We start from the raw sequence: 23,424 nt of genomic DNA on the forward strand, positions 1-23,424 counted from the left end.
CGCAGCGGGCCAAATCGGCTAGTGCCGCTTCAGTGTCTTCAATCAGATGTGCAGTGCGTGCCCCAGGGCGCGCAGCGCCGCTTCCTGTACCGCCTCGCCCAGCGTCGGGTGGGCATGGATGGTCCCGGCGATGTCTTCCAGGCGCGCGCCCATCTCCAGGGACTGGGCGAAGGCACTGGACAGTTCGGAAACTGCCACGCCCACGGCTTGCCAGCCGAGGATCAGATGGTTGTCACGGCGAGCCACCACGCGCACGAAGCCGCTCTTCGACTCCAGGCTCATGGCCCGGCCATTCGCGGCGAAGGGGAACTGCGCGACGATGCAATCCACACCTTGCTGGCCGGCCTGTTCCGGGGTCTTGCCGACCACCACCACTTCCGGGTCGGTGAAGCACACCGCGGCGATTGCGGCCGGCTCGAAACGTCGCGTCTTGCCGGCGATGATCTCGGCGACCATCTCGCCCTGGGCCATGGCCCGGTGCGCCAGCATCGGCTCGCCGGCCACGTCGCCGATGGCCCAGACGTTGCGCATGCTGGTCTGGCAGCGCTCATCAATGGCGATGGCGGCGCCGTTCATCTTCAGGTCCAGGCTTTCCAGGCCGAAACCTTTGCTGCGTGGACGGCGACCCACGGCCACCAGCACCTGGTCAGCTTCCAGGCGCAGTTGCCCACCCTGGCCGTCGCTGGCCAGCAGGCAGCCGTCGGCATAGCCTTCGACACTGTGGCCCAGGTACAGGGCGATGCCGAGTTTCTTGATCGAGTCGGCCACCGGCGCGGTGAGCTCCGCGTCGTAGGTCGGCAGGATGCGTTCGCGGGCTTCCACCACGCTGACCTTGGCGCCCAGCTTGCGGTAGGCGATACCCAGTTCCAGGCCGATGTAGCCGCCGCCGACCACCACCAGGTGCTCGGGCATGGCCTTGGGCGCCAGGGCCTCTGTGGAGGAAATGATCGGCCCGCCAATCGGCAGCATCGGCAGTTCGACACTGCTGGAGCCGGTGGCCAGCAGCAGGTGTTCGCACTGGATGCGCTGGCCTTCGACTTCGACGCTCTTGCCATCGAGGATCTTCGCCCAACCATGGATCACCTTCACACCGTGCTTTTTCAGCAGCGCGGCGACGCCGCTGGTGAGGCGGTCGACGATGCCGTCCTTCCACTCGACGCTGCGGCTGATGTCCAGGCGCGGCGAGGACACGCTGATGCCCAGCGGTGAAGGTTCGGTGTAGCGGCTGGCTTGGTGGAACTGCTCGGCCACGTGGATCAGCGCCTTGGACGGAATGCAGCCGATGTTCAGGCAGGTGCCGCCCAGGGCCTGGCCTTCGACCAGCACGGTGGGGATGCCCAGTTGCCCGGCGCGGATGGCGGCCACATAGCCGCCGGGGCCGCCACCGATGATCAGCAGGGTGGTGTTGATGAGCTCTTGCATGATCACTCCACGAACAGGCAGGCAGGCTGTTCCAGCAGGCCGCGCACGGCCTGGATGAACAGTGCGGCATCCATGCCATCGACCACGCGGTGGTCGAACGAGCTGGACAGGTTCATCATCTTGCGCACGACGATCTGGCCGTCGATCACGACCGGTCGTTCGACCATGCGGTTGACGCCGACGATCGCCACTTCCGGGGTGTTGACCACCGGGGTGCTGACGATGCCGCCGAGGGCGCCGAGGCTGGTCAGGGTGATGGTCGAACCGGACAGCTCTTCACGGCTGGCCTTGTTGTTGCGCGCCGCGTGAGCGACACGGGCGATCTCGCTGGCGTTGCTCCACAGGCTGCCGGCTTCGGCATGGCGCAGCACGGGCACCATCAGGCCGTTATCACCCTGGGTGGCGATGCCGACGTGCACCGCGCCGTGGCGGGTGATGACCTGGGCTTCGTCGTCGTAGGTGGCGTTGATCTGCGGGAAGTCGCGCAGGGCGACGACCATGGCGCGCACCAGGAACGGCAGCAGGGTCAGCTTGCCGCGGCTGTCGCCATGCTTGGCGTTGAGCTGCTGGCGCAGGGCCTCGAGGGCAGTGACGTCGATTTCTTCGACGTAGCTGAAGTGGGCGACACGACGCTTGGCGTCCTGCATGCGCTGGGCGATCTTGCGGCGCAGGCCGATCACCGGCACCTGCTCGCTGTCGGTGCGTTTGCCGTAGCCTCCGGGTGCCTGCCCGGCACTGCTCTGCGGCTTGCTGATGAAGGCGTCGAGGTCTTCGTGCAGGATGCGCCCGGCCGGGCCGCTACCGTGTACGTAGCGCAGTTCGATACCGGCATCCAGGGCACGCTTGCGTACCGCCGGGGAGGCCAGCGGCTTGTCATGGGCCTCGCGCGGCACGATGGGCGCGGCTGCGTGGGTCGCGGCAACCTGCGGCTGGGGCTCGACGCGGGGCTCGGGGCGGGCCGCGGCCTGTACCGCTGCAGGTGCCGGCTCGGCCTGTTTGGCCTGAGGCGTGTCGACATGATTGCCGCTGCCTTCGACTTCGATGCGGATCAGCTCGCTGCCGACCGCCATCACCTCACCAGGCTGGCCGCCCAGGGCCAGCACCTTGCCGCTGACCGGCGAAGGGATTTCCACGGTGGCCTTGTCGGTCATGACATCGGCCACCACTTGATCTTCGGCGATCACATCGCCGACCTTGACGAACCATTCCACCAACTCGACCTGCGCGATGCCTTCGCCAATGTCCGGCATCTTGATGACGTGCGTGCCCATTCAGACCTCCATGACCCGTTTCAGTGCCGCGCCTACCCGCGAAGGGCCGGGGAAGTAGGCCCATTCCTGTGCGTGGGGGTAGGGGGTATCCCAGCCGGTGACGCGCTCGATCGGCGCTTCGAGGTGATGGAAGCAGTGCTCCTGGACCAGCGATACCAGTTCCGCGCCGAAGCCGCAGGTGCGAGTGGCTTCGTGCACGACCACGCAGCGGCCGGTTTTCTTCACCGACTCGACGATGGTCTCCAGGTCCAGCGGCCACAGGCTGCGCAGGTCGATGACCTCGGCGTCGACGCCGCTCTCTTCGGCCGCTACTTGCGACACATACACGGTGGTGCCGTAGGTCAGCACGGTGACGTCGTTGCCCGGGCGGGTGATCACCGCCTTGTCCAGCGGCACGCTGTAGTAGCCATCCGGCACGGCGCTGTGCGGGTGCTTGGACCACGGCGTCACCGGACGGTCGTGGTGGCCGTCGAACGGGCCGTTGTACAGGCGCTTGGGCTCAAGGAAGATCACCGGATCGTCGCATTCGATCGAGGCGATCAGCAGGCCCTTGGCGTCGTAGGGGTTCGATGGCATGACGGTGCGCAGGCCGCAGACCTGGGTGAACATCGCCTCGGGGCTCTGGCTATGGGTCTGGCCGCCGTAGATGCCGCCACCGCAAGGCATGCGCAGGGTCAGCGGGGAGATGAACTCACCGGCCGAGCGATAGCGCAGGCGGGCCATTTCCGAGACGATCTGGTCGGAGGCGGGGTAGAAGTAGTCGGCGAACTGGATCTCGACCACCGGGCGCAGGCCATAGGCGCCCATGCCCACGGCGGTGCCGACGATGCCGCTTTCGGAGATCGGCGCGTCGAACACGCGGGACTTGCCGTACTTGGTCTGCAGGCCTTCGGTGCAGCGGAACACGCCGCCGAAGTAGCCAACGTCCTGGCCATAGACCACCACGTTGTCATCGCGCTCGAGCATGACATCCATGGCCGAGCGCAGGGCCTGGATCATGGTCATGGTGGTGGTGGACATGGCGTTTTCCAGATGGATGCTGTTGTTGTGATCGTTCATCTCAGACCCCCAGTTCCTGGCGCTGACGGCGCAAGTGGTCGGGCATTTCCTTGTACACGTCCTCGAACATCGACGCGGCGCTGGGGATATGGCCGTTGCTCAGAGTGCCGAACTGTTCGGCGTCCTTCTGCGCCTTGATCACCTCGGCCTCGAGCTCGGCGGTGACCGCCTGGTGCTCTTCCTCGGACCAGTGGCCAAGCTTGATCAGGTGCTGCTTGAGGCGGGCGATCGGGTCGCCTAGTGGGAAGTGGCTCCAGTCGTCGGCCGGGCGGTACTTGGACGGATCGTCCGAAGTCGAGTGCGGGCCGGCACGGTAGGTGACCCATTCGATCAGCGTCGGGCCCAGGCCGCGGCGAGCGCGTTCGGCGGCCCAGCGCGAAGCGGCGTAGACCGCGATGAAGTCGTTGCCGTCGACACGCAGCGAAGCGATGCCGCAACCCACGCCACGGCCGGCGAAGGTGGTCGACTCGCCCCCGGCGATGGCCTGGAAGGTCGAGATCGCCCACTGGTTGTTGACCACGTTGAGGATCACCGGGGCGCGGTAGACGTGGGCGAAGGTCAGCGCGGTGTGGAAGTCGGACTCGGCAGTGGCGCCGTCGCCGATCCATGCCGAGGCGATCTTGGTATCGCCCTTGATCGCCGAGGCCATGGCCCAGCCGACCGCCTGGACGAACTGGGTGGCCAGGTTGCCGCTGATGGTGAAGAAGCCGGCCTCGCGCACCGAATACATGATCGGCAGCTGGCGGCCCTTGAGCGGGTCACGGGTGTTGGACAGCAGCTGGCAGATCATGTCGACCAGCGACACGTCGCGGGCCATCAGGATGCTCTGTTGGCGATAGGTGGGGAAGCACATGTCGGTGCGGTTCAGGGCCAGGGCCTGGCCGCTGCCGATGGCTTCCTCGCCCAGGCTCTGCATGTAGAAGGACATCTTCTTCTGACGCTGGGCAACCACCATGCGGCTGTCGAAGATGCGCGTCTTGAGCATGGCGTGCATGCCCTGGCGCAGCACCTGCGGCTCGATGCCCTCGGCCCACGGGCCAACGGCGTCGCCATGCTCGTTGAGCACGCGCACGAGGCTGTAGGAAAGGTCCGCGGTGTCGGCGGCTTCCACATCGATAGGGGGTTTACGGACTTGACCGGCGTCGTTCAGGCGCAGGTAGGAGAAATCGGTCTGGCAGCCTGGCCGGCCTGTAGGCTCGGGCACATGCAGACGCAGGGGGGCGTACTCGTTCATGCTTTTTACGCTCGCTCGAATGTTGTTTTTGTGAGCTTTGAAGCGGCCGCCGCTGACTGCCGGCTCGTGACTGGCAGGTCAGCGTCTTTTTACATCATAGGGGGACGGCAGGAGAATTTTTCTCTCAAGTTCGTTGCCTTTCTCCTGTGGCGCAGATAAACATTCCGTACAAACACAAAAACCAGGTCAATTTCTCTCATGCGTAAACTGGATCGAACGGATATCGGCATCCTCAACAGCCTGCAGGAAAACGCCCGCATCACCAACGCGGAGCTGGCGCGCTCGGTCAACCTGTCGCCCACGCCGTGCTTCAATCGGGTCAAGGCCATGGAGGAGCTGGGGGTGATCCGCCAGCAGGTCACGCTACTGTCGCCCGAGGCGCTGGGTCTGGATGTGAATGTGTTCATCCACGTTAGCCTGGAAAAGCAGGTGGAGCAGTCGCTGCATCGCTTCGAGGAAGAAATTGCCGAGCGCCCGGAGGTGATGGAGTGTTACCTGATGACCGGGGATCCGGACTACCTGCTGCGGGTGCTGCTGCCAAGCATCCAGGCACTGGAGCGCTTTCTCGATTACCTGACCCGCTTGCCCGGGGTGGCGAACATTCGCTCCAGCTTTGCCTTGAAGCAGGTGCGCTACAAGACCGCGTTGCCGCTGCCGGCCAATGGCATGACGTTGCGCGAGCAATGATCCGGGCGCGGTGCCTGGGGTGCTTGATATTTTAAACACCCCCGGCCTATGTTGTGTGCGTCGCCATTCCCGGCATGCGAACACAACAAGAAGGACAGCGTCATGACGACCGAAGGCCCGCGCAACCAGGCAGTGCTCCTGGAGGGCATCGATGAAATCGAGTGCGTCACCCCCGACCTCAACGGCGTGCCCCGCGGCAAGGTGATGACCGCCGAGGGCTTCCTCGAGGGGCGCCGCCTGCAGATGGCCCGTGGCGTGCTGCTGCAGTGCATCATGGGCGGTTACCCGGCGGCAAAATACTATGGCAGCGACGATGGCGACCTCGCGCTGGTGGCCGAACCCTCGCAGATCCACCGCCTGCCCTGGAGCGACGAACCTCGGGCATTGGCGATCTGCGATGCGGTGGAACTCGATGGCACTCCTTCGGGGTTGTCCAGCCGTGGCCAGCTCAAGGCGGTGATCGCCAGGTACGCCGAGCGCGGGCTGGCACCGGTGGTGGCGACCGAGCTGGAGTTCTTCGTCTTTGCCGCCAACAGCGACCCGAGCCAGCCATTCCAGCCGCCGCTAGGCAAGGACGGACGCCGGGAGATGGGCCACTCGGCCTTCAGCGTCAGCTCCAACAACGGTCTGCGCCCGTTCTTCAACGAGGTGTACCGCTGCATGGCGGCGCTGGGCCTGCCACGCGACACCTTCATGCACGAGATGGGCGTCAGCCAGTTCGAGATCAACCTGCTGCACGGCGATCCTTTGCTGCTGGCCGACCAGACCTTCCTGTTCAAGCACCTGCTCAAGGAGGTCGCGCTCAAGTATGGTCTGACCGTAGTGTGCATGGCCAAGCCACTGGCGCACACGCCCGGCAGTTCGATGCACATTCACCAGAGCCTGGTGGAGGTCGGCAGTCGGCGCAACGTGTTCAGCGACGAGCAGGGTAGGGCGACCGACACCTTCCACCATTTCATCGGTGGCCTGCAGGCCTGCCTGGCCGATTTCACCGCGCTGTTCGCGCCGAACGTCAATTCCTACCAGCGCCTGTGCCACCCCTATGCGTCACCGAACAACGCTTGCTGGTCCGAGGACAACCGTGCCGCGGGCCTGCGCATCCCGGCCAGCGCGCCTGTGGCGCGGCGGGTGGAAAATCGCCTTCCGGGCGCCGATGCCAACCCTTACCTGGCCATTGCCGCAAGCCTCGCCGCCGGCCTGTACGGTATCGAACGGCAGATTGCGCCGACGCCGGCCATCCAGGGCGAGTTCGAGGTGCCGGAGCACCTGAGCCTGCCTTGCACCCTGCATGCCGCGCTTGAGCGGCTCAAGCGCAGCGGCCTGGCGCGGGAACTGTTCGGCAGGGAGTTCATCGAAGGCTACATCGCCACCAAGACCTTGGAGCTGAGCGATTTCTTCGATGAAATCACCCCCTGGGAGCGTCGTGTGCTGGCCGCGCAGGCCTGAGCGCGACACGACCGCTACTGGATGCGCCCCCACGGCTCTTTTTGATGCTTGGGGGCCTGTGCCAAGATGGATTTGCTTTTATGCTTGCCTGCAACCCAACGCCACCTGGTCAAGGAGCTTGACGGAACGTATGCGAAATATCTGGAAGCCGTTTCAGTCGCTTTACTTCGCTGCCTTGATGATGCTGATCGGCTCGGGCCTGCTGAGTACCTACCTGGCCTTGCGCCTGGCCGCCGATCATGTCGATAGCCTGTGGATCGGTGCGCTGATGGCGGCCAACTACTTCGGCCTGGCGGTGGGGGGCAAGGTAGGGCACCGATTGATCGGCCGGGTCGGGCATATTCGTGCCTATGCCACTTGTGCCGGCATCGTCGGCGCCGCGGTGCTCGGGCATGGGCTGACCAACTGGCTGCCGGCCTGGGTCGGACTGCGCATGATCGTCGGCCTGGGGATGATGTGCCAGTACATGGTCATCGAGAGCTGGCTCAATGAACAGGCCGACGCCAAGCACCGCGGCGCGGTGTTCAGCGGCTACATGATCGCCTCTTACCTGGGGCTGGTACTCGGCCAGCTGATCCTCGTAGTGCACCCGCAACTGGGGCCGGAGCTGCTGATGCTGGTGGCGATGTGCTTTGCCTTGTGCCTGGTGCCGGTGGCCATGACCCGGCGCATTCACCCCGCACCGTTGCGCCCGGCGCCGATGGAGCCGAAGTTCTTCATCAAGCGCGTGCCGCAATCGCTGTCCACGGTACTCGGTTCGGGCCTGATCGTCGGCTCTTTCTATGGCCTGGCGCCGCTGTATGCGTCCAGCCAGGGGCTGAGCACCGAGCAGATCGGCCTGTTCATGGGCTGCTGCATCTTTGCCGGGCTGCTGGTGCAGTGGCCTCTGGGCTGGCTTTCCGACCGCTATGACCGCGCCGTGCTGATCCGCAGCGTGGCCATCGGCCTGGCACTGGCCGCCGCGCCGCTGGCGATCCTGCCGGGTGTTCCGCTCGAGCTGCTGTTCGCCATGGGCTTTGTCATATCGCTGTTGCAGTTCTGCCTGTACCCCTTGGCGGTGGCGTTCTCCAATGACCACGTGGAGAGCGAGCGGCGGGTCTCGCTGACTGCCATGCTGCTGGTCACCTATGGTGTGGGCGCCTGTATCGGGCCGTTGGCGGCCGGGGTGCTGATGAAGCTGCTGGGCGCGCAGATGCTCTACGCCTTTTTCGTGTTTTTCTCGTTGGTGCTGGTGTGGCGCATCCGGCCCAAGGCCGTTACCGGGCTGCATCAGGTTCAGGATGCGCCACTGGGGCACGTGGCTATGCCGGCGGCGGGCTCGCCCTTGTCGGCGGCACTCGACCCACGGGTGGATGAACAGACGGTGCAGGATGTGATGCAGGCGCCGGTGGCGGCGGAAGATACCGAAGAGGATGAGAAGGGCACGGTGGCGCCTAAGGTCGAAGGGACTGTGTAGGAGCGGCTTCAGCCGCGATCACCCGCGAAGCGGGTGTCGGCACCGGGTTGGCTGTATCGCGGCTAAAGCCGCTTCTACAGAGGCTTGGGTTATCTTCCGCACGAATGAAAACGCCACCCGAGGGGTGGCGTTTTTCATGGGCTGGCGACGATCAATAGTCGTCCTTGTCGAACCGCCGCGCTTCACGCTGCAGCTGGTAGACGAAGCTCTCGATCTTGCGCTGGGCCTGACCGTTGAGGTTGTGGAAGCGTACCCCGGCGAAGGTGGTGTTGATGCGCTCTTCGAAGTGCAGGTGGCGCAGTTCGACCAGCGTGTCGGTCAACCCTAGTGGGTTGCCGGCCTTGAAGCGCTCGTAGACCTGGCCCAGTTGCAGGCGATCCTCGACGTTGCCGTCGAAGCGCAGTTTGCAGCCGGTGGCCGAGATATCCAGCAGTTTGCCGCGCAGCGCGCCATTGCCCTTGAGGTGGGTGCCATCGAGGGTCACGTCGACCAGTTGCGACAGCTTCAGCGCGGCGCGGAAGGCATTGCGGCGCTGGTGATAGGTCACTTCATCGGGCAGAGGGCCACGGTAGCAGCGGTGGCCGTCGATCTCGGTGATGGTCAGCGGTACGCTGCTTTCCCAGGCGATGCGCACGCCGTCGTGGAAGCCTTCGATGCGGAAGGGTTCGCCGCTCTCGATGTACTTCTCGCCGTCGCGAGGGATCATTTCATCCAGTGCCAGGACACCGCTTTCCCGGTCGACATGCACTACATAGCTCTGGAACCGCTGGCTGCGCTCATGGAAGCTGATGATCAGCGGGTCGTGGCTATCCAGCAGCTGGCGCAAGTTGGCCGCGATCTCCAAAGGGGTGGTCAGCACCTTTGGGGGCTGGGGAGCATCGGATTCATTGAACACGGGTTATCAATCTCCAGGCAAAACGGCACACGCAAGTTACGGCATTTTGCCAGTATGTTCCGTGCCTTGAAACAAATAATCAAACCTGGCTGATTGCCCGGGGCTTGTCCATGGGCGACGTGGCGCCACGGCTGTCATAGAGCGACGGGGAGTCGCCGCCCATGAGGATTCTGATCTGATTGGTCGTGGCGTGTTGCTGCGCCTGGATGATCCGCCCGTTGGTCTCGTTGACCTGCTGGCAGTTGTCCATCAGTTGGGTCAGCACATCGAGCTGCTGCATGATGATCTCGCCGTTGGGCGACAGCTCGGCGACGGCTTTCACGCCGGCACGGTCGGCGCTGAGGCCGAGCCCAACAAGCAGGTTGTTGCGCCGCAGCCCCTGCTGCTCAAGCAGGACGATCAGGGATTGCTTGCGGGCAAGGATCTGCTCCAGCTTGGCCATATCCCGACCGTGCAGGGCAACTGCCTCCTTTTGCAGAAGGTCGAGCAGTTCCTGCGTCGGTGCTAAGTCGTCTTCGATCAGTTGCAGCAGAGTGATGTCGTGCATGGCTAACTCTTGGCGTGTTGCGTCCTTGAAGTCAGCGCGCCTGGTGGTTAGCGCTGAGCTTCGAAATCAAGCAGTTTGCTAGCGACCCGGTCGGCGTCGACCTTGTAGCTGCCGTCTGCGATGGCCTGTTTCAACTCGGCCACGCGGGCACTGTTGACGGTGGGCTGATCGCGCAGCTTGTCGCTGATCTTCTGCAATTGCTGGGCCTCTGGGCTCAGATGTACTGTTTCTCCGCTGGCACCGGTGTGCTTGGGCGCTTCGTTGGCCTCGCCGGCTTTGGCGGCGTTGCCGGACGCGGTGTTGCCGCGAACGCCGCCCGTGACGGACGGAGAGTTATTCAAACGACTGAAGTCGATGACCATGATCAAAACCCCTGGGAATTAGGACGCATGCCTTGTTTTCGACCAATCCGAAAAAAACTTTAGGCACGAATGCAATACGGCCTGAAGCGGGCTTGCGTATCCCGATATCTGACAGAGTTTAGGGGCCGAGGTTGCACACCGCCACCCTTCTGTCGAAATCCTGACGCAGGGCAGGTTACATGGCGACCTCGACTTGCCCGGCACCGGTTACCCGTGCCTTGATCACCCGCTTGGAATTGAGGTTGCGCACGCGGATCTGCGATTGCATCCCACCCTTGTCGAGGGCTTCGCCCGGCATGCGCACACTCAGGTTGCCACTGCGGGCGATGATCACTACGTGGTCGCCTTTGCGCACCACTTCGGCCTGTTCCAGGTGCTGTTGGGTCAAAACCTGGTCAAGTACCGTGGGACGCAGCAGTTTCATGCCCACGGCCTGCTCCAGCAGGGTCAGGTAGCCGGGGCCCAGTGTGCCTACATCGCGCTCGCGCAGGGCCACATCGCTTTCATCGATGACGCTTTCGCGCTTCAGGGGCCGGGTCATCACCACGACATCGCGCAGCAGGCGCACCTGGGCGGGCACGAATACGGTCCAGGGAGCGGCACCGTCGCAACGCACCTTCACTGTTACCCGGCCCAGCGGGGTCGAGCCTTCCAGCGAGGCGTCCAACTGTTGGCTGCACAGCGGCATGCGCAGGCGTGGGTCTAGTTTGTTGACTTCGATCTCGTAGCGGCCCTGAGTCTGGGTGGTGGCCAGATAATCTTCGACGGTGAATTCAAGAAAGCCTTGAGTGACACCGATAAGCTGTTCAGGCAAGGTAAAAGAGTCCGCCAGCGTACGCGCGCCGGGTGCTACCAGGCACAGCACAGCCAGGGGGCCGGTCAGCAGGCGCGTCAGTCGTCGGAAAAATGTCGTTTTCGTATGCATGACGCTCAAAAAAGCAAAGCCCGTGCCGACTTGCTGCACAGGGTAATCGTTGAAGGAGTCCGGCATGGCTGGAGTGATGGATTCGGTCAATCAGCGTACACAGCTGGTGGGGCAGAATCGCCTGGAGCTGCTGTTGTTTCGCCTCAATGGCGACCAGCTCTACGGCATCAATGTTTTCAAGGTCCGGGAAGTGCTGCAGTGCCCCGACCTGACGCTGCTGCCCAAATCCCATCCGGTGGTGCGCGGCGTGGCCAACATACGCGGGGCGACGATCCCGATCCTCGACCTGTCGATGGCGACCGGTCTGCCAGGGCTGAAGGAAGAAACACGCAAGAGTTTCGTCATCATCACCGAGTACAACACCAAGACCCAGGGCTTCCTGGTGCACTCGGTCGAGCGCATCGTCAACATGAACTGGGAAGAGATCCATCCGCCACCCAAGGGTACCGGGCGCGATCACTACCTGACTGCCGTGACGCGCGTCGACAACCGCATGGTCGAGATCATCGATGTGGAGAAGGTGCTGGCCGAGGTGGCGCCATCTTCCGAGTCGGTGTCGGAAGGTGTGATCGATGCCGAGGTACAGGACAAGGCGGTGATGTTGCGGGTATTGACCGTCGATGATTCGTCGGTGGCGCGCAAGCAGGTGAGTCGATGCCTGCAGACCGTGGGGGTCGAGGTGGTGGCGCTCAACGATGGTCGCCAGGCCCTGGATTACCTGCGCAAGCTGGTGGATGAGGGCAAGCGTCCGGAGGAGGAGTTCCTCATGATGATCTCGGATATTGAAATGCCGGAAATGGACGGCTATACCCTCACGGCGGAGATCCGCAGCGATCCGCGCATGCAAAAACTGCACATCTGCCTGCATACTTCGTTGTCCGGGGTATTCAACCAGGCGATGGTCAAGAAGGTCGGTGCCGATGACTTCCTGGCCAAGTTCAGGCCGGATGACCTCGCCCAGCGCGTGGTCGATCGGATCAAGGCGAGTCATTGAAACGGCCGGGGTTCGCCCCCGGCGCTAGCGATTTAAGAAGAGGCGGCAGCATTGTCTACGGGTAATTTGGATTTCGAACAGTTCCGGGTATTCCTGGAGAAAGCCTGTGGCATCCTGCTGGGCGAGAATAAGCAATACCTGGTCTCCAGCCGTCTCAACAAGCTGATGGAGCAACAGGGCATCAAGTCGCTGGGCGAGCTGGTGCAGCGCATCCAGACCCAGCCACGCGGTGGCTTGCGCGAGCAGGTGGTCGATGCCATGACCACCAACGAGACGCTGTGGTTTCGCGATACCTACCCGTTCGAGGTGCTCAAGAACAAGGTGATTCCGGAGTTCATCAAGAACAACCCGGGCCAGCGCCTGCGCATCTGGTCGGCGGCCTGTTCATCGGGGCAGGAGCCGTACTCGCTGTCGATGGCGATCGACGAGTTCGAGCGGACCAACCTGGGTCAGTTGAAAATGGGCGCGCAGATCGTCGCCACCGACCTGTCCGGTGCCATGCTCAACAACTGCAAGACCGGTGAGTACGACAGCCTGGCCATTGCCCGTGGCCTGTCGCAGGAGCGCCTGCAGCGCTATTTCGACACCAAGGGGCCGGGGCGCTGGGCGATCAAGCCGCCGATCCGCAGTCGCGTCGAGTTCCGTTCCTACAACCTGCTCGACAGCTATGCGCCGCTGGGCAAGTTCGACATCGTGTTCTGCCGCAACGTGTTGATCTACTTCTCGGCCCAGGTCAAGAAGGACATCCTCATGCGTATTCACGCCACGCTCAAGCCCGGGGGGTATCTGTTCCTCGGGGCGTCCGAGGCGCTCAACGGGCTGCCGGACCACTACCAGATGGTCCAGTGCAGCCCGGGGATCATCTACCAGGCCAAATGAGGCCCGACAAAAAGGCCGGTATCGCGAGATACCGGCCTTTTTGTTGGTGGTGTGAAAAGCGTTGCCTGCGATCAGAACGCGTAGCGCACCTGCGCCGAAAACACATCGGCATCGAAGCCCGACTTGGTCACGTAGTCGTAGCTCACGCCGACGCTCACGGCGCCCAGCTTGTAGTCGGCACCCACGCCGGCCTCATAGCTGTTGCGCGACACGCTGGCGCCACGGGTGACGAACGGTGTGCTGCCGAGTACGAAAGATGAGGAGTTCTGCACCGGGTCGGCGGCAAAGTCGTGGTAGGCCATCAGCTTCAACTGCGGCTCCAGACTGCCGGCGCCCAGCGGCAGGTTGCCAGCCAGGCGAATACCCGCGCCCAGCTCGATGGCTTCGTAGCGCTGGTCCTTGACCTTGAGCGCTGCGGACGAGCCTTTCTCGCGGTAGCTGTCGATATCGACGCGGCTGTAGCGCGCGGCGAGACGGGGTTCGACCAGCAGGCGCGGGTTGACCTGCCAGCCGTAGCCGCCGATCAGGTTCAGCCCCAGCAGGTTGCTGTCGTAGTCCGACTTGGCGCGGCTGCCGGCGATCTCGCGCTTGCCTTCGTTGTCGTTGACGCCATAGGTGAGGCTGGCATCGACGAAGTAGTTGTCCAGGGCGTAGCTGCCATACAGCGAAAACGCATGGCTTTGCACCTGGGTCTTGTTGCCGCGCCTGCCGTTGACGTCGGTATCGATGAAGCTGTAGGCCGCGCCGAGTGTGAGCTGGTCGTTCACCTGTCCATCGGCACCGACCGCCACGCCACGGCTGTAGGCGTTATAGCCGGCAATGCCGTCGCGTTGTTGCTGGCTGGCGTCGCTGTACAGCGACTGCATCCATACCCCGGACGTGCGGGGTGATGCGTTGGCGGTGTGGGCGCGCAAGCTGTGGGTGCGGCCGTCAATGGCGTTGCCGATCAGGCGTTGGCTGGTGATGGCGGCCTGTCGGGCGCCATCGCTGACCTCGGGTGCCAGCTGTTCGGCGAGCCTGGCCAGTTGCGCCTCGTCGGCGCCGGCGGCGGCGAGGAACAACGGGTCCTGATTGCCCAGGCGTGCCAGCAGGCCTGCCTGGGAGAGGCTGCCCAATGCCTGTTGTGCGTTGCCGTTACCGCCCTGGGCGGCGACGATCTGGTCGAGTGCCTCGGTGGGCTTGGTGCTGACGACGGCGTAGACCTTGTTGTCGTCGAGGGTGCTGGTCAGTACGTCGAGCATGGCCGAGGTGCTGGCCACCTTGGGCTTGCCGTCCGGGTCGACCTGAAGGCCGCCGGCATCGAGTACCTGCACCTGGCCGGCCTCGAGCAACAGGTAGCGGCTGCCGCCGGCCTGGAAGTCGGTGTCCTCGGGTTCCAGCAGGATTCGTGCGTTCTGGCCGAATTCGGCGATACCGCTGACCTTGAGCACAGCGGTGGATGGGTCGGTGCTGGCTGCCAGCCACATGCCCAGCGCCGAGTTGTCGGCTACCCGCAGGTTGCCATCGAGGGTGGCGTGGAGGCTCTGCAGGCTGAACGTGGTCGGCGGCTCGCTGCTGTCGCCGACGTCGAGCCAGCCGTTGTTCGCCAGGCGGATGCTGTTGCTGCCGCGCCCGCCATAGGCAACCCCGTAGGTGCTGTCACCTTCGACTTCGATGTTGGCCAGGCCAAGGAGGTCGCCTTGGATCATGCTGCCTTTGCGCATGATCAACTCGACAGGGCGATTGCTGCCGGAGGCGTCGATGGCGACGTTGCCCCAGATCTCGCCGCTGTTGAAGATGTTCAGGTCGCCGTTGGCTTTCTGCCAGGGCGGCACGCCTGGGCCATCAAGGGTGGTGTTGCCAATGCGGATGGCGGTGTCGGCCGCTACGATCCTGCCACTGTTGTCGATGTGGCGCCCCAGGCTGTCGAAGAGGCTCGCGCCATCCAGCACGATGCCTTGCGCGCCTTGGTCGCCGGCGAAGATCTGCCCCTGGTTGTCGATGCCGGCCAGCACCGCCGGCCGGTTGCTGGCGTCCGTCGTGGCGTGGATGGCGATGGCGCCGGGGCCTGTCGCGCTGATCTCGCCACGGTTGACCACTCGCTCTTCCAGGTTCGCGCCGGCCAGGTTTATGGCGCGCGAGTTGCGGCCGATGGCGATGATGCGGGCGCCTGCGGCGTTGACCAGGTTGCCGTGGATGCGGCTGATAGAGCTGCCGGAACTGGACAGGTCGATGCCGTAGGTGGGGCCGCCATTGTTGTACGAGAAGCTGGTGCCGGCCTTGAGCAGGCCTTCGTTGGTGAGGTCGTCGTCGACGGTGCTGGCGCTCAGGCGCAAGGCGGCGCCGTCCAGGCTGGTGGTGATCACGTTGCCGCGGTTGGTCAGGAAGCCGCTGAGGTCGGTGTCGGTAATGCGAATGCCGTCGCTGCGATGGACCATGTCCACGGCAATCGTGGTGTTGTCGTTGATGGCGCTGCCGAGGGTCAGGTTGCCCATTACCTGGCTGTTCGCCAGAACGATCGCATCCTGTCCCAGACCGGTGAAGCTTCCGCTGAACTCAAGGTCGTCGGCGTAGGATTGGTGATCGCCCTTGTAGCCGGCATCGGTGAGGGCGATGGTCTGGGGCAGGGCCATTGCGGGAGCAGGGCTGGCGCCGATCAGAAGGGCCAGGAGGGTCTTGCGTAGGTTCAGCGGTGGCACGGTTTCTTTCCTTTGAAATCGTAATGAAAGCAGCGCGCATCCATGCGGGCGAAAACCGTACGTGCGTGTGGTGATGCGCGGGACGCGGATGCTACCTGATTGGTGGCCAATTGACATGTTTGTTTGACGTCAATTTTTTGGTTTGCCGCTTTTGCCGCCTGCCGATTGCCGCCTGGGTAGCTCAAGGCGGAAGCACATTGCCGCTTTTCTGGCATAAGGTGCGGTATGAAACAGGCAAAACCCCCGTACTCATGGGGTTCAAGATGGTTGGCACAGGGCTTGCTAAAGCCATAGCAAACGAACTCTGGTCACCTTCAAAGGTCCCCGACATGAGCATCAGCTTCGACAAGGCGCTTGGCATTCACGAAAAGGCACTGGGCTTTCGCGCCCAGCGTGCCGAAGTACTGGCCAACAACATCGCCAACGCCGACACTCCCAACTACAAGGCGCGTGACATGGACTTCTCGTCCGTACTCGCTGCCGAGTCCGACAAGCAGCAGAAGGGACGCATAGCCCTGGAGCGTACCGACAGCCGTCATATCGAGGCCGAAGGCCTGGCCATGATGGACGATACGCTCAAGTACCGCACGCCGATGCAGCCGTCGATCGACCAGAACACCGTGGACGCGCACCTGGAACAATCGAACTACGCGGAAAACGCCGTTGGCTTCCAGGCCAGCTTCACCCTGCTCAACAGTAAATTCAAAGGGCTGGTATCGGCCCTGCGTGGAGAGTGACCATGTCCCTTGCCAGTGTCTTCAATATTGCCGGTAGCGGCATGAGCGCGCAGAACACGCGCCTGAACACCGTTGCGTCGAACATCGCCAACGCCGAGACCGTGTCGTCGAGCATCGACCAGACCTATCGTGCGCGCCACCCGGTATTCGCCACCACTTTCCAGCAGGCCCAGGCCGGCGCCGGCCAATCGCTGTTCGAAGACCAGGGCCAGGCCGGGCAGGGTGTCGAGGTCAAGGGCATCATCGAGGATCAGAGCAATCTCGAAGCCCGCTACGAGCCCAGCCACCCGGCGGCGAACAAGGATGGCTATGTCTACTACCCGAACGTCAACGTGGTTGAAGAGATGGCTGACATGATCTCTGCCAGCCGCGCGTTCCAGACCAACGCCGAACTGATGAACACCGCCAAGACCATGATGCAGAAGGTACTGACCCTGGGTCAGTGATAAGGAATCCGGACCATGGCAGTGACCAACACCAACAATGGCGTGAACCTGAACGACGTACTCAACGCGTCCGGGGTCAGCACCGGTACCAAGAAAACCACCACCGAGCCCGTCGACAAGAACGCGCTGGGCAAGGATGCGTTCCTCAAGCTGCTGGTTACCCAGATGCAGCACCAGAACCCGCTGGATCCGCAGGATAACGGCGAGTTCATTGCGCAGCTGGCGCAGTTCAGTAGCCTGGAAGGTATCCAGACCCTGAACAGCTCCGTCAACAACATCATTGGCGGCATAGCGTCGAGTCAGGCGCTGCAGGCCACCACGCTGGTGGGGCGCTCGGTGATCCTGGACACCGACAAGGCGATGGTCGACACCACCGCCAGCTTCACCGGTCAAGTTGTCGTGCCGCAGAACATCACCGACGGCAAGGTCGAGATCAAGGACAAGGACGGCAAGGTGGTCAAGACCATCAGCCTGGGCGAACAGGCCAAAGGCACCGCCGACTTCATCTGGGACGGCACCAACGAGAAGGGTGAGAAGGTCGACCCTGGCCAGTACACCTTCACCGCCACCACGACGGTCGATGGCAAGGCACAGACCATGTACACCCTGCTGCCGGCGAAGATCACCAGCGTCAGCTTCCAGGGTGGTAGCGAGATGATGCTCACCTTGGCAGGCGGCCAGAAGATCGGCGTCTCGAAAGTACAATCGATTGGAATCTAAGGCCGCTAGATCGGCATAAGGAGTGAATGCATGTCTTTCAATATCGGCCTTAGCGGTCTTTACGCAGCCAACAAGCAGCTGGACGTTACCGGCAACAACATTGCCAACGTCAACACCGTCGGCTTCAAGTCGTCGCGTGCCGAGTTCGCCGACGTTTACGCAGGCTCCAACCGCCTGGGCGTGGGCAAGAACCAGGTCGGCAACGGCGTGCGCCTGGCTGCGGTTTCCCAGCAGTTCGGCCAGGGTGATGTCAACAACACCGGCAACGTGCTGGACATGGGTATTCAGGGGCGGGGTTACTTCGTGCTGTCTGATAACGGCTCGATGACCTACACCCGTGCTGGTGCATTCCAGACCAACAAAGACGGCTACGTGGTGACCTCGGACGGCCTGAACCTTCAGGGTTATGGCACCGATGCCAATGGCAAGATTGTCAAGGGCGTGCTGACCGACCTGCGGATCGATACCTCGGCGCTGGCGCCAAAGGCCACCACGCTGATCGAGCAGGGCATCAACCTGAACTCCTCGGCCCCCGACATTCCGCTGGAAATTGATGATGGTTCCGGCACCATGATCCCGAACAAGCCGTTCGACCCGACCGATCAGAGCACCTACACCAAATCGTTCCCTACCAAGGTCTATGACAGCCAGGGTAACGAGCACGTCATGGAGCAGTTCTACCGCAAGACAGGTAAGAACGAATGGACCATGTACACCCTGGTCCAGGGTCGCAACCCGCTCAATCCGTCCAGCACCCAGCCGTTGACCGCCACCATGTCGTTCAACCCCGATGGTTCGGTGAAGTCCATGGCGGCCAAGAACGATGGGAGCACGCCTCCAGTACCTGGCGTGCCGGCGAGCGATTGGAGCGTGGTCAACAACACCTTCACCCTGAAAAACTGGATTCCCGCCGCCAAGGATGCGGCGGGCAATTGGGCTCCCAACGGATCCCAGGGTAATGCTGACGGCATGCAGCTTTCGATGAAGAGCACCACTTCCTACAACACTGAAACTGCTCGTATGTCGCAGTCCCAGGACGGCTATGCCACCGGCATCCTGTCGAACCTGTCGATCGACTCCACCGGTGTCATGTTCGCCAGCTTCAGTAATCAGCAGTCCCGCGCCATCGGCCAGGTGGCAATCGCCAACTTCGCCAACGAACAGGGCCTGCAGCAGACGGGCGGCACCCGCTGGAAGGAAACTTTCTCCTCGGGCATTCCAGGTATCGACGCGCCGAAAACCGGTACGCTGGGCGAGATCGAGTCCAACTCGCTGGAAGCCTCCAACGTCAACCTGACCCAGGAACTGGTCGAGCTGATCAAGGCCCAGAGCTACTACCAGGCCAATGCCAAGACCATCTCCACCGAAAGCACCATCATGCAGACCATCATCCAGATGACCTGATGGCCGCTGGCTGATCGCTTGTCAACGAACCCCTTTGCAAGAAGGGGTTCGTCGTTTTCAAGGAGAGTCCCCATGAGAAAGCTGCTGGCTGCCGCTGTTGCGGCGTTCTGTCTGCTCCAGGCACAGGCCGCGATGGCTCCCTGGTGGCGCTGGGAAAGCCAGGCCGATGGGCACTTGGTGTGCTCGCAATTGTCACCCGGCGATGGCTGGAAACGCTTTGCCGGGCCCTTTGACAATGCTGCCTGCAGGTCGCTTTGACCTAAGGCAAAAAATGATGGCTTGAAGCCATCGATTGGCGGATTTTCTTCAGGTATGATCCGCGCCATCTCACTCGTTCGAGTGTCTGGCAAGCGTCTTTTTCCAAGGATCGGAACTCTTGAAAAGCAGTAAGGATACTGGTGCCAAAGTGCTGCCGGCAGCGCTTGGCGTGGCCTTGAAAAAAGGCCTGATCGGCGCGGCCCTGTTTTCGGGCGTGGTCAACCTCCTGGCGTTGATCGGTCCCCTGTTCATGCTCGAAGTCTATGACCGGGTCATTCCCAGCCGCAGCCTGCCCACTTTGGTGGCGCTAGGGTTGCTGGTGGCGGGGGTGTACCTGGTGTTCGCCGTGATTGACATCATCCGCTCGCGTGTCATGTCGCGTATCGCCGCAGCGGTAGAGGGCGCGCTTGGCGGGCAGGTATTCAAGGTCATCGCCGGCACGCCGCTGAAAGTCGTGCTCGACCAGGATCCCCTCAAACCCGCCCAGGAGCTTGAGCAGATCCGTGCCTTTATTTCTGGCCCCGGGCTCATGGCGTTCTTCGACCTGCCCTGGATGCCGGTGTACCTTGCGGTCAGTTTCTATATCCATCCGTCCCTGGGCTGGTTGGCGCTAAGCATGATCGCGCTGATGGTGCTGCTTACCTGGCTCACCGACCGTGGCACCCGCCAGGCCATGCGCGACGGCGCGGCACTTGCCAGTCAGCGCAACCGACTGGGGCAGCAAGCCCATGCCGGGGCCGAAGTACTTGCCGCGATGGGCATGACCGATCGTGCCGCAGCGCGCTGGCAAGTCCTGCAGGGGCGCTATGCAACCCTGCAACGGCATAGTGCCGACGTCGGCGGATTCTATGGTGGCATCACCAAGGCATTGCGTCAGTTGGTGCAGTCGGCCTCCCTGGGCGTGGGTGCCTGGCTGGTGATCCAGGGGGATCTCAGCGGCGGCGCCATTGTCGCAGCCTCGATCATCGTTGCCCGTACCCTCGCCCCGGCCGAACAGATCATCGGCACTTGGCGCAGCCTGGTGTCCGCGCGGCTGGCTTGGCAGCAGTTGCGGGCGGTGCTGGAGATTTTTCCGGAGCAACCTGAAAGGACCTCGCTCCCCAAGGCCTGCAGCCAGTTGCGGGTGACAGACCTGTGCATTGCGCCTCCGGGAGTGCAACGTCTGGTTGTTCAGGGGGTGGGTTTCAGCCTGGCGGCCGGGAGCGCATTGGCGGTGATCGGCCCCAGTGCGTCGGGCAAGTCGTCGCTGGCCCGGGCGTTGGTGGGCGCCTGGCAGGCGATCCGCGGCCAGGTCTGCCTGGATGGTGCGGCGCTGGAACTTTGGCCGGATGCGCAGCGCTCGGCATTGACCGGCTATCTGCCGCAGAGCGTCGACCTGTTCGAGGCCAGCGTGGGCCAGAACATCGCGCGCCTGGACCCGCAGGCCGATTCGGCAGCGGTTATCGCGGCAGCGCGTCAGGCCGGCGTGCATGAAATGATCCTGCAACTGCCGCAAGGCTACGACACGCCAGTCGGCGAGGGTGGCGTCAATCTGTCGGCAGGACAGCGGCAACGCATCGGCTTGGCCCGGGCCTTGTATGGCGAGCCGTTCCTGGTGGTGCTCGATGAGCCCAACGCCAACCTCGATGCCGAAGGCGAGCGTGCGCTGGCCCGGGCGATCGAAGGTGTGAAGGCGCGGGGTGGAGTGGTGGTGGCCATCGCCCACCGTTCCGGCCTACTCGCGGTGATGGACCAGGTGTTGGTGCTGGAGCAGGGCGCACAGGCGGCGTTCGGCCCGCGTGACAAGGTACTGGCACGGCCGGTGGCGATTGCCGATCCACGAGTGGCCAAGGGAGGGGGGCAGGCATGATGCGCATCGATGATGAGCAGCAGCTGGTGCGATCGCTGCGTTGGCACTTGAGGGTTGGTCTCGGGGTCGTGGTGGTGTTGCTGGGTGGCGCGCTGCTGTGGTCGGCTGCCACCGAGTTGGCCAGCGCTGTGATCGCGCCGGGGACAGTGGCGGTGCAGGACAGTGTGAAGAAGGTCCAGCACCCCACTGGCGGTGTGGTCGCGCAGTTGCTGGTCAGCGAAGGGCAGTCGGTGCAGGCCGGCGATGTGCTGATGCGCCTGGATGCCACCTTGCAGGAGGCTAGCCACGCCATTGTCGCCAAGGCCCTGGACCAGGCCCTGGCGCGCCAGGCCCGGCTCGAGGCCGAACGTGATGGCCTGGCGCAGGTGGATGTCCCGCCACGCCTGCTTGCGCGTGCAAGCGAGGCCCAGGTGCAGGCGGTGTTGGCCAGCGAGCGGCAATTGTTCGCCGACCGCCGCCAGTCCCGCGACGGGCAGAAACAGCAGTTGCGCGAGCGCATCGAGCAACTGACCCAGACCATCGCCGGCCACGACCTGCAGCAGCGTACCAAGGGCGAGGAGATTCGCCTGATCGACGAGGAGTACCAGGCCGTCAGGACCTTGCAGAAGAAGGGCCTGATGACCCTTGATCGGGTCAATGCACTGGCCCGCGGTATCGCTCGTCTGCAGGGCGAACGCGGTCAGTTGGTCGCGGCCATCGCCGAGGCGCGGGCACGCATCGCCGAGACCCGGTTGGAGTTGCTGCAAGTTGATCAGCGTTTTCGTGAGCAGGTCTCTCAGGAGTTGCGCGACCTCATGGCCCAGCAGGGCGAATGGGTCGAGCGCGAAGTCGCCGCCGCCGACCAGCTCAAGCGCATCGAGGTGCTGGCGCCCAGTGCTGGTCGCGTTCAGCAGTTAGCGGTGCATACGGTAGGTGGGGTGATTTCACCGGCCGAAACCTTGATGCAAATCGTGCCATTGGATGAGGAGCTGCTGGTGGAGGCGCGCATCAGTCCGCAGGACATCGACCAGGTCGTACTCGGCCAGGATGCCTTGCTGCGTTTCAGTGCGTTCAACCGTGCAACCACCCCCGAAGTGCTCGGGCGAGTGGTGCGCCTTTCCGCCGACCAGGTAACCGACCCGCAGAGCGGTCTCGGTTTCTATCGAGCCGGCATTCATATCGACAAGGCCGAGCAGCGCAAGCTCGACGGCCTCACGCTGGTGCCGGGCATGCCGGTGGAGTCGATGATCCAGACGGGTCGTCGCACCGTGCTGTCCTATCTGCTCAAGCCAGTAGGCGACCATGCGCAACGGGCATTCAGGGAAGGATGAGCGTCGACGAGTGTGTTGGCGTTTTCAGGCAAGGATTGTTCAACCAGTGCAAGGAATGAGTAGACATGGCTGTAATTCAGGGAACCGAAGGCCCCGATAATCTGGTTGGTACCAGTGGGGACGATCAGATTTTTGGCAAGGGCGGCGACGACATCATCAATGGTGGTGACGGCAACGACACGCTTTACGGTGGCGCCGGTGCCGACCGCTTCATCGGGGGCGCGGGCAACGACACTGTGTCGTATACCGATGCCGGTGCCGGCATCACCTTGAACTTCAAGACCGGTGTGCACACTGGCATCGCCGCCGGCGATACCTTCGAAAGCATCGAGGTGTTCCAGGGTTCGAACTACGCCGATACCTTCATTAGCGACGCTCGCGCACAGAAGTTCAACGGCGGCTTGAACGACACGATGGACTATTCGTTGTCCGAGCAGGCGGTGAAGATCACGGTAGATGGTTCTGGCGGCACCGGCCAGGGTGGCGACGCAGAGGGTGACAAGTTCACCGGCATGTACAGTGTCATCGGCAGCAGCCAGAACGACACCTTCATCATGCAGGCGACAGGTTCGAGCAAGAGCTTTGCCGGTGGTGCCGGTAACGATACCTATTACCTGTACAACACCGCTGGCGTGTTCGAGCAGGCTGGCGGCGGCATCGACGAGGTGCGCACGACCCTGGCCAGCTACACCCTGACCCCTGAGGTGGAAAACCTCACCTACATTGGTACCGGCAACTTTACCGGGGTTGGCAATGCCAGCGACAACATCATCACCGGTGGCAGTGGCAACGACGTGATGCGTGGTGGCGCCGGTGCCGACCGCTTCATCGGTGGCGCGGGCAAC

The 23,424-nt window shown here is 63.2% G+C and carries 22 protein-coding genes; 13 read left to right on the forward strand and 9 right to left on the reverse strand.

From position 1 onward, the window contains the following. Positions 1-42: 42 nt before the first annotated feature. Genes lpdA through BMY03_RS18520 form a run of 4 tightly spaced genes read right to left on the reverse strand, consistent with a single transcriptional unit; the run spans position 43 to position 4,986 of the window. Positions 43-1,422, reverse strand: coding sequence for a dihydrolipoyl dehydrogenase (gene lpdA / locus BMY03_RS18505; RefSeq protein ID WP_038706570.1), 1,380 nt, complete (start codon positions 1,420-1,422; stop codon positions 43-45). 2 nt (positions 1,423-1,424) lie between these two features. Then, positions 1,425-2,693, reverse strand: coding sequence for a dihydrolipoamide acetyltransferase family protein (locus tag BMY03_RS18510; RefSeq protein ID WP_094011874.1), 1,269 nt, complete (start codon positions 2,691-2,693; stop codon positions 1,425-1,427). After that, positions 2,694-3,752, reverse strand: coding sequence for an alpha-ketoacid dehydrogenase subunit beta (locus tag BMY03_RS18515; protein WP_038706568.1), 1,059 nt, complete (start codon positions 3,750-3,752; stop codon positions 2,694-2,696). Between the two features lies 1 nt (position 3,753). Beyond that, positions 3,754-4,986: a 3-methyl-2-oxobutanoate dehydrogenase (2-methylpropanoyl-transferring) subunit alpha gene (locus tag BMY03_RS18520; RefSeq protein WP_094011875.1), complete on the reverse strand. Its 1,233-nt coding sequence runs from the start codon at positions 4,984-4,986 to the stop codon at positions 3,754-3,756. 198 nt (positions 4,987-5,184) lie between these two features. Between BMY03_RS18520 and bkdR the strand changes: the two genes are divergently transcribed. From bkdR to BMY03_RS18535, 3 genes are all read left to right on the forward strand, one after another. Then, positions 5,185-5,673, forward strand: a complete 489-nt coding sequence (bkdR, locus tag BMY03_RS18525) for a Bkd operon transcriptional regulator BkdR (RefSeq protein ID WP_028691050.1) — start codon at positions 5,185-5,187, stop codon at positions 5,671-5,673. Positions 5,674-5,877: 204 nt separating this feature from the next. Continuing rightward, complete coding sequence (locus BMY03_RS18530; RefSeq protein ID WP_177182930.1) at positions 5,878-7,119, forward strand: glutamine synthetase family protein; 1,242 nt, start codon at positions 5,878-5,880, stop codon at positions 7,117-7,119. Between the two features lie 130 nt (positions 7,120-7,249). Continuing rightward, entirely contained in the window at positions 7,250-8,575 is a 1,326-nt protein-coding gene (locus tag BMY03_RS18535) for an MFS transporter (protein WP_094011877.1), read from the forward strand. A 151-nt stretch (positions 8,576-8,726) separates the two neighbouring features. Here the strand turns inward: BMY03_RS18535 and BMY03_RS18540 are convergent, their stop codons facing one another. The 4 genes from BMY03_RS18540 to flgA all read right to left on the reverse strand — a co-directional run bounded on the left by BMY03_RS18540 (position 8,727) and on the right by flgA (position 11,304). Continuing rightward, the gene (locus BMY03_RS18540; protein WP_046854637.1) at positions 8,727-9,470 is read right to left on the reverse strand and encodes a flagellar brake protein; all 744 of its coding nucleotides are present in this window, start codon (positions 9,468-9,470) and stop codon (positions 8,727-8,729) included. A gap of 79 nt (positions 9,471-9,549) precedes the next feature. Then, entirely contained in the window at positions 9,550-10,017 is a 468-nt protein-coding gene (locus BMY03_RS18545) for a flagella synthesis protein FlgN (protein WP_094011878.1), read from the reverse strand. 47 nt (positions 10,018-10,064) lie between these two features. Next, positions 10,065-10,379 (reverse strand): flagellar biosynthesis anti-sigma factor FlgM, encoded by a 315-nt coding sequence (gene flgM / locus BMY03_RS18550; RefSeq protein WP_046854639.1) that lies wholly within the window; start codon positions 10,377-10,379, stop codon positions 10,065-10,067. 175 nt (positions 10,380-10,554) lie between these two features. Continuing rightward, on the reverse strand, positions 10,555-11,304 hold the full coding sequence (flgA, locus tag BMY03_RS18555; protein WP_094011887.1) for a flagellar basal body P-ring formation chaperone FlgA: 750 nt from the start codon (positions 11,302-11,304) through the stop codon (positions 10,555-10,557). Positions 11,305-11,368: 64 nt separating this feature from the next. Between flgA and BMY03_RS18560 the strand changes: the two genes are divergently transcribed. Together BMY03_RS18560 and cheR are read left to right on the forward strand one after the other, a co-directional pair. Further along, positions 11,369-12,298, forward strand: coding sequence for a chemotaxis protein CheV (locus tag BMY03_RS18560; protein WP_046854640.1), 930 nt, complete (start codon positions 11,369-11,371; stop codon positions 12,296-12,298). 51 nt (positions 12,299-12,349) lie between these two features. Continuing rightward, positions 12,350-13,177 (forward strand): protein-glutamate O-methyltransferase CheR, encoded by an 828-nt coding sequence (cheR, locus tag BMY03_RS18565; RefSeq protein ID WP_046854641.1) that lies wholly within the window; start codon positions 12,350-12,352, stop codon positions 13,175-13,177. 71 nt (positions 13,178-13,248) lie between these two features. On the opposite strand, the gene BMY03_RS18570 is transcribed toward cheR, so the two are convergent. Then, complete coding sequence (locus BMY03_RS18570) at positions 13,249-15,855, reverse strand: autotransporter family protein (protein ID WP_244891335.1); 2,607 nt, start codon at positions 15,853-15,855, stop codon at positions 13,249-13,251. Positions 15,856-16,184: 329 nt separating this feature from the next. On the opposite strand from BMY03_RS18570, the gene flgB reads away from it, so the two are divergent. The 8 genes from flgB to BMY03_RS18610 all read left to right on the forward strand — a co-directional run. After that, positions 16,185-16,592, forward strand: coding sequence for a flagellar basal body rod protein FlgB (gene flgB, locus BMY03_RS18575; RefSeq protein ID WP_046854642.1), 408 nt, complete (start codon positions 16,185-16,187; stop codon positions 16,590-16,592). A gap of 2 nt (positions 16,593-16,594) precedes the next feature. Then, positions 16,595-17,038 carry a flagellar basal body rod protein FlgC gene (flgC, locus tag BMY03_RS18580; RefSeq protein WP_046854643.1) on the forward strand — a complete coding sequence of 148 codons (444 nt, stop codon included), beginning with the start codon at positions 16,595-16,597 and terminating at the stop codon, positions 17,036-17,038. A gap of 15 nt (positions 17,039-17,053) precedes the next feature. Then, positions 17,054-17,758 (forward strand): flagellar hook assembly protein FlgD, encoded by a 705-nt coding sequence (locus tag BMY03_RS18585; protein WP_094011880.1) that lies wholly within the window; start codon positions 17,054-17,056, stop codon positions 17,756-17,758. 30 nt (positions 17,759-17,788) lie between these two features. After that, positions 17,789-19,162: a flagellar hook protein FlgE gene (gene flgE / locus BMY03_RS18590; protein ID WP_094011881.1), complete on the forward strand. Its 1,374-nt coding sequence runs from the start codon at positions 17,789-17,791 to the stop codon at positions 19,160-19,162. 72 nt (positions 19,163-19,234) lie between these two features. Further along, the gene (locus tag BMY03_RS18595; RefSeq protein WP_094011882.1) at positions 19,235-19,420 is read left to right on the forward strand and encodes a hypothetical protein; all 186 of its coding nucleotides are present in this window, start codon (positions 19,235-19,237) and stop codon (positions 19,418-19,420) included. A gap of 118 nt (positions 19,421-19,538) precedes the next feature. Next, complete coding sequence (locus BMY03_RS18600; RefSeq protein ID WP_094011883.1) at positions 19,539-21,269, forward strand: type I secretion system permease/ATPase; 1,731 nt, start codon at positions 19,539-19,541, stop codon at positions 21,267-21,269. Then, positions 21,269-22,579, forward strand: coding sequence for an HlyD family type I secretion periplasmic adaptor subunit (locus BMY03_RS18605; protein WP_201755081.1), 1,311 nt, complete (start codon positions 21,269-21,271; stop codon positions 22,577-22,579). Before BMY03_RS18600 ends, BMY03_RS18605 begins: the two co-directional genes overlap by 1 nt. A 65-nt stretch (positions 22,580-22,644) precedes the next feature. Then, positions 22,645-23,424: calcium-binding protein (locus tag BMY03_RS18610; protein ID WP_143067563.1), on the forward strand; the 780-nt coding region annotated here is incomplete at its 3' end.

Origin of the sequence: Pseudomonas soli, assembly GCF_900110655.1 — a bacterium.
Lineage (GTDB): Bacteria > Pseudomonadota > Gammaproteobacteria > Pseudomonadales > Pseudomonadaceae > Aquipseudomonas > Aquipseudomonas soli.

Bases quoted from the DNA above. Each gene is read 5' to 3' on its own strand.
- BMY03_RS18605 (WP_201755081.1), top strand. From the start codon at position 21,269: ATGCGCATCGATGATGAGCAGCAGCTGGTGCGATCGCTGCGTTGGCAC.
- flgE (WP_094011881.1), top strand. From the start codon at position 17,789: ATGTCTTTCAATATCGGCCTTAGCGGTCTTTACGCAGCCAACAAGCAG.
- flgM (WP_046854639.1), bottom strand. From the start codon at position 10,379: ATGGTCATCGACTTCAGTCGTTTGAATAACTCTCCGTCCGTCACGGGC.
- BMY03_RS18560 (WP_046854640.1), top strand. From the start codon at position 11,369: ATGGCTGGAGTGATGGATTCGGTCAATCAGCGTACACAGCTGGTGGGG.
- BMY03_RS18545 (WP_094011878.1), bottom strand. From the start codon at position 10,017: ATGCACGACATCACTCTGCTGCAACTGATCGAAGACGACTTAGCACCG.
- BMY03_RS18595 (WP_094011882.1), top strand. From the start codon at position 19,235: ATGAGAAAGCTGCTGGCTGCCGCTGTTGCGGCGTTCTGTCTGCTCCAG.
- BMY03_RS18515 (WP_038706568.1), bottom strand. From the start codon at position 3,752: ATGAACGATCACAACAACAGCATCCATCTGGAAAACGCCATGTCCACC.
- flgA (WP_094011887.1), bottom strand. From the start codon at position 11,304: ATGCATACGAAAACGACATTTTTCCGACGACTGACGCGCCTGCTGACC.
- flgC (WP_046854643.1), top strand. From the start codon at position 16,595: ATGTCCCTTGCCAGTGTCTTCAATATTGCCGGTAGCGGCATGAGCGCG.
- lpdA (WP_038706570.1), bottom strand. From the start codon at position 1,422: ATGCAAGAGCTCATCAACACCACCCTGCTGATCATCGGTGGCGGCCCC.
- BMY03_RS18510 (WP_094011874.1), bottom strand. From the start codon at position 2,693: ATGGGCACGCACGTCATCAAGATGCCGGACATTGGCGAAGGCATCGCG.
- BMY03_RS18585 (WP_094011880.1), top strand. From the start codon at position 17,054: ATGGCAGTGACCAACACCAACAATGGCGTGAACCTGAACGACGTACTC.
- bkdR (WP_028691050.1), top strand. From the start codon at position 5,185: ATGCGTAAACTGGATCGAACGGATATCGGCATCCTCAACAGCCTGCAG.
- flgB (WP_046854642.1), top strand. From the start codon at position 16,185: ATGAGCATCAGCTTCGACAAGGCGCTTGGCATTCACGAAAAGGCACTG.
- BMY03_RS18520 (WP_094011875.1), bottom strand. From the start codon at position 4,986: ATGAACGAGTACGCCCCCCTGCGTCTGCATGTGCCCGAGCCTACAGGC.
- BMY03_RS18530 (WP_177182930.1), top strand. From the start codon at position 5,878: ATGACCGCCGAGGGCTTCCTCGAGGGGCGCCGCCTGCAGATGGCCCGT.
- BMY03_RS18535 (WP_094011877.1), top strand. From the start codon at position 7,250: ATGCGAAATATCTGGAAGCCGTTTCAGTCGCTTTACTTCGCTGCCTTG.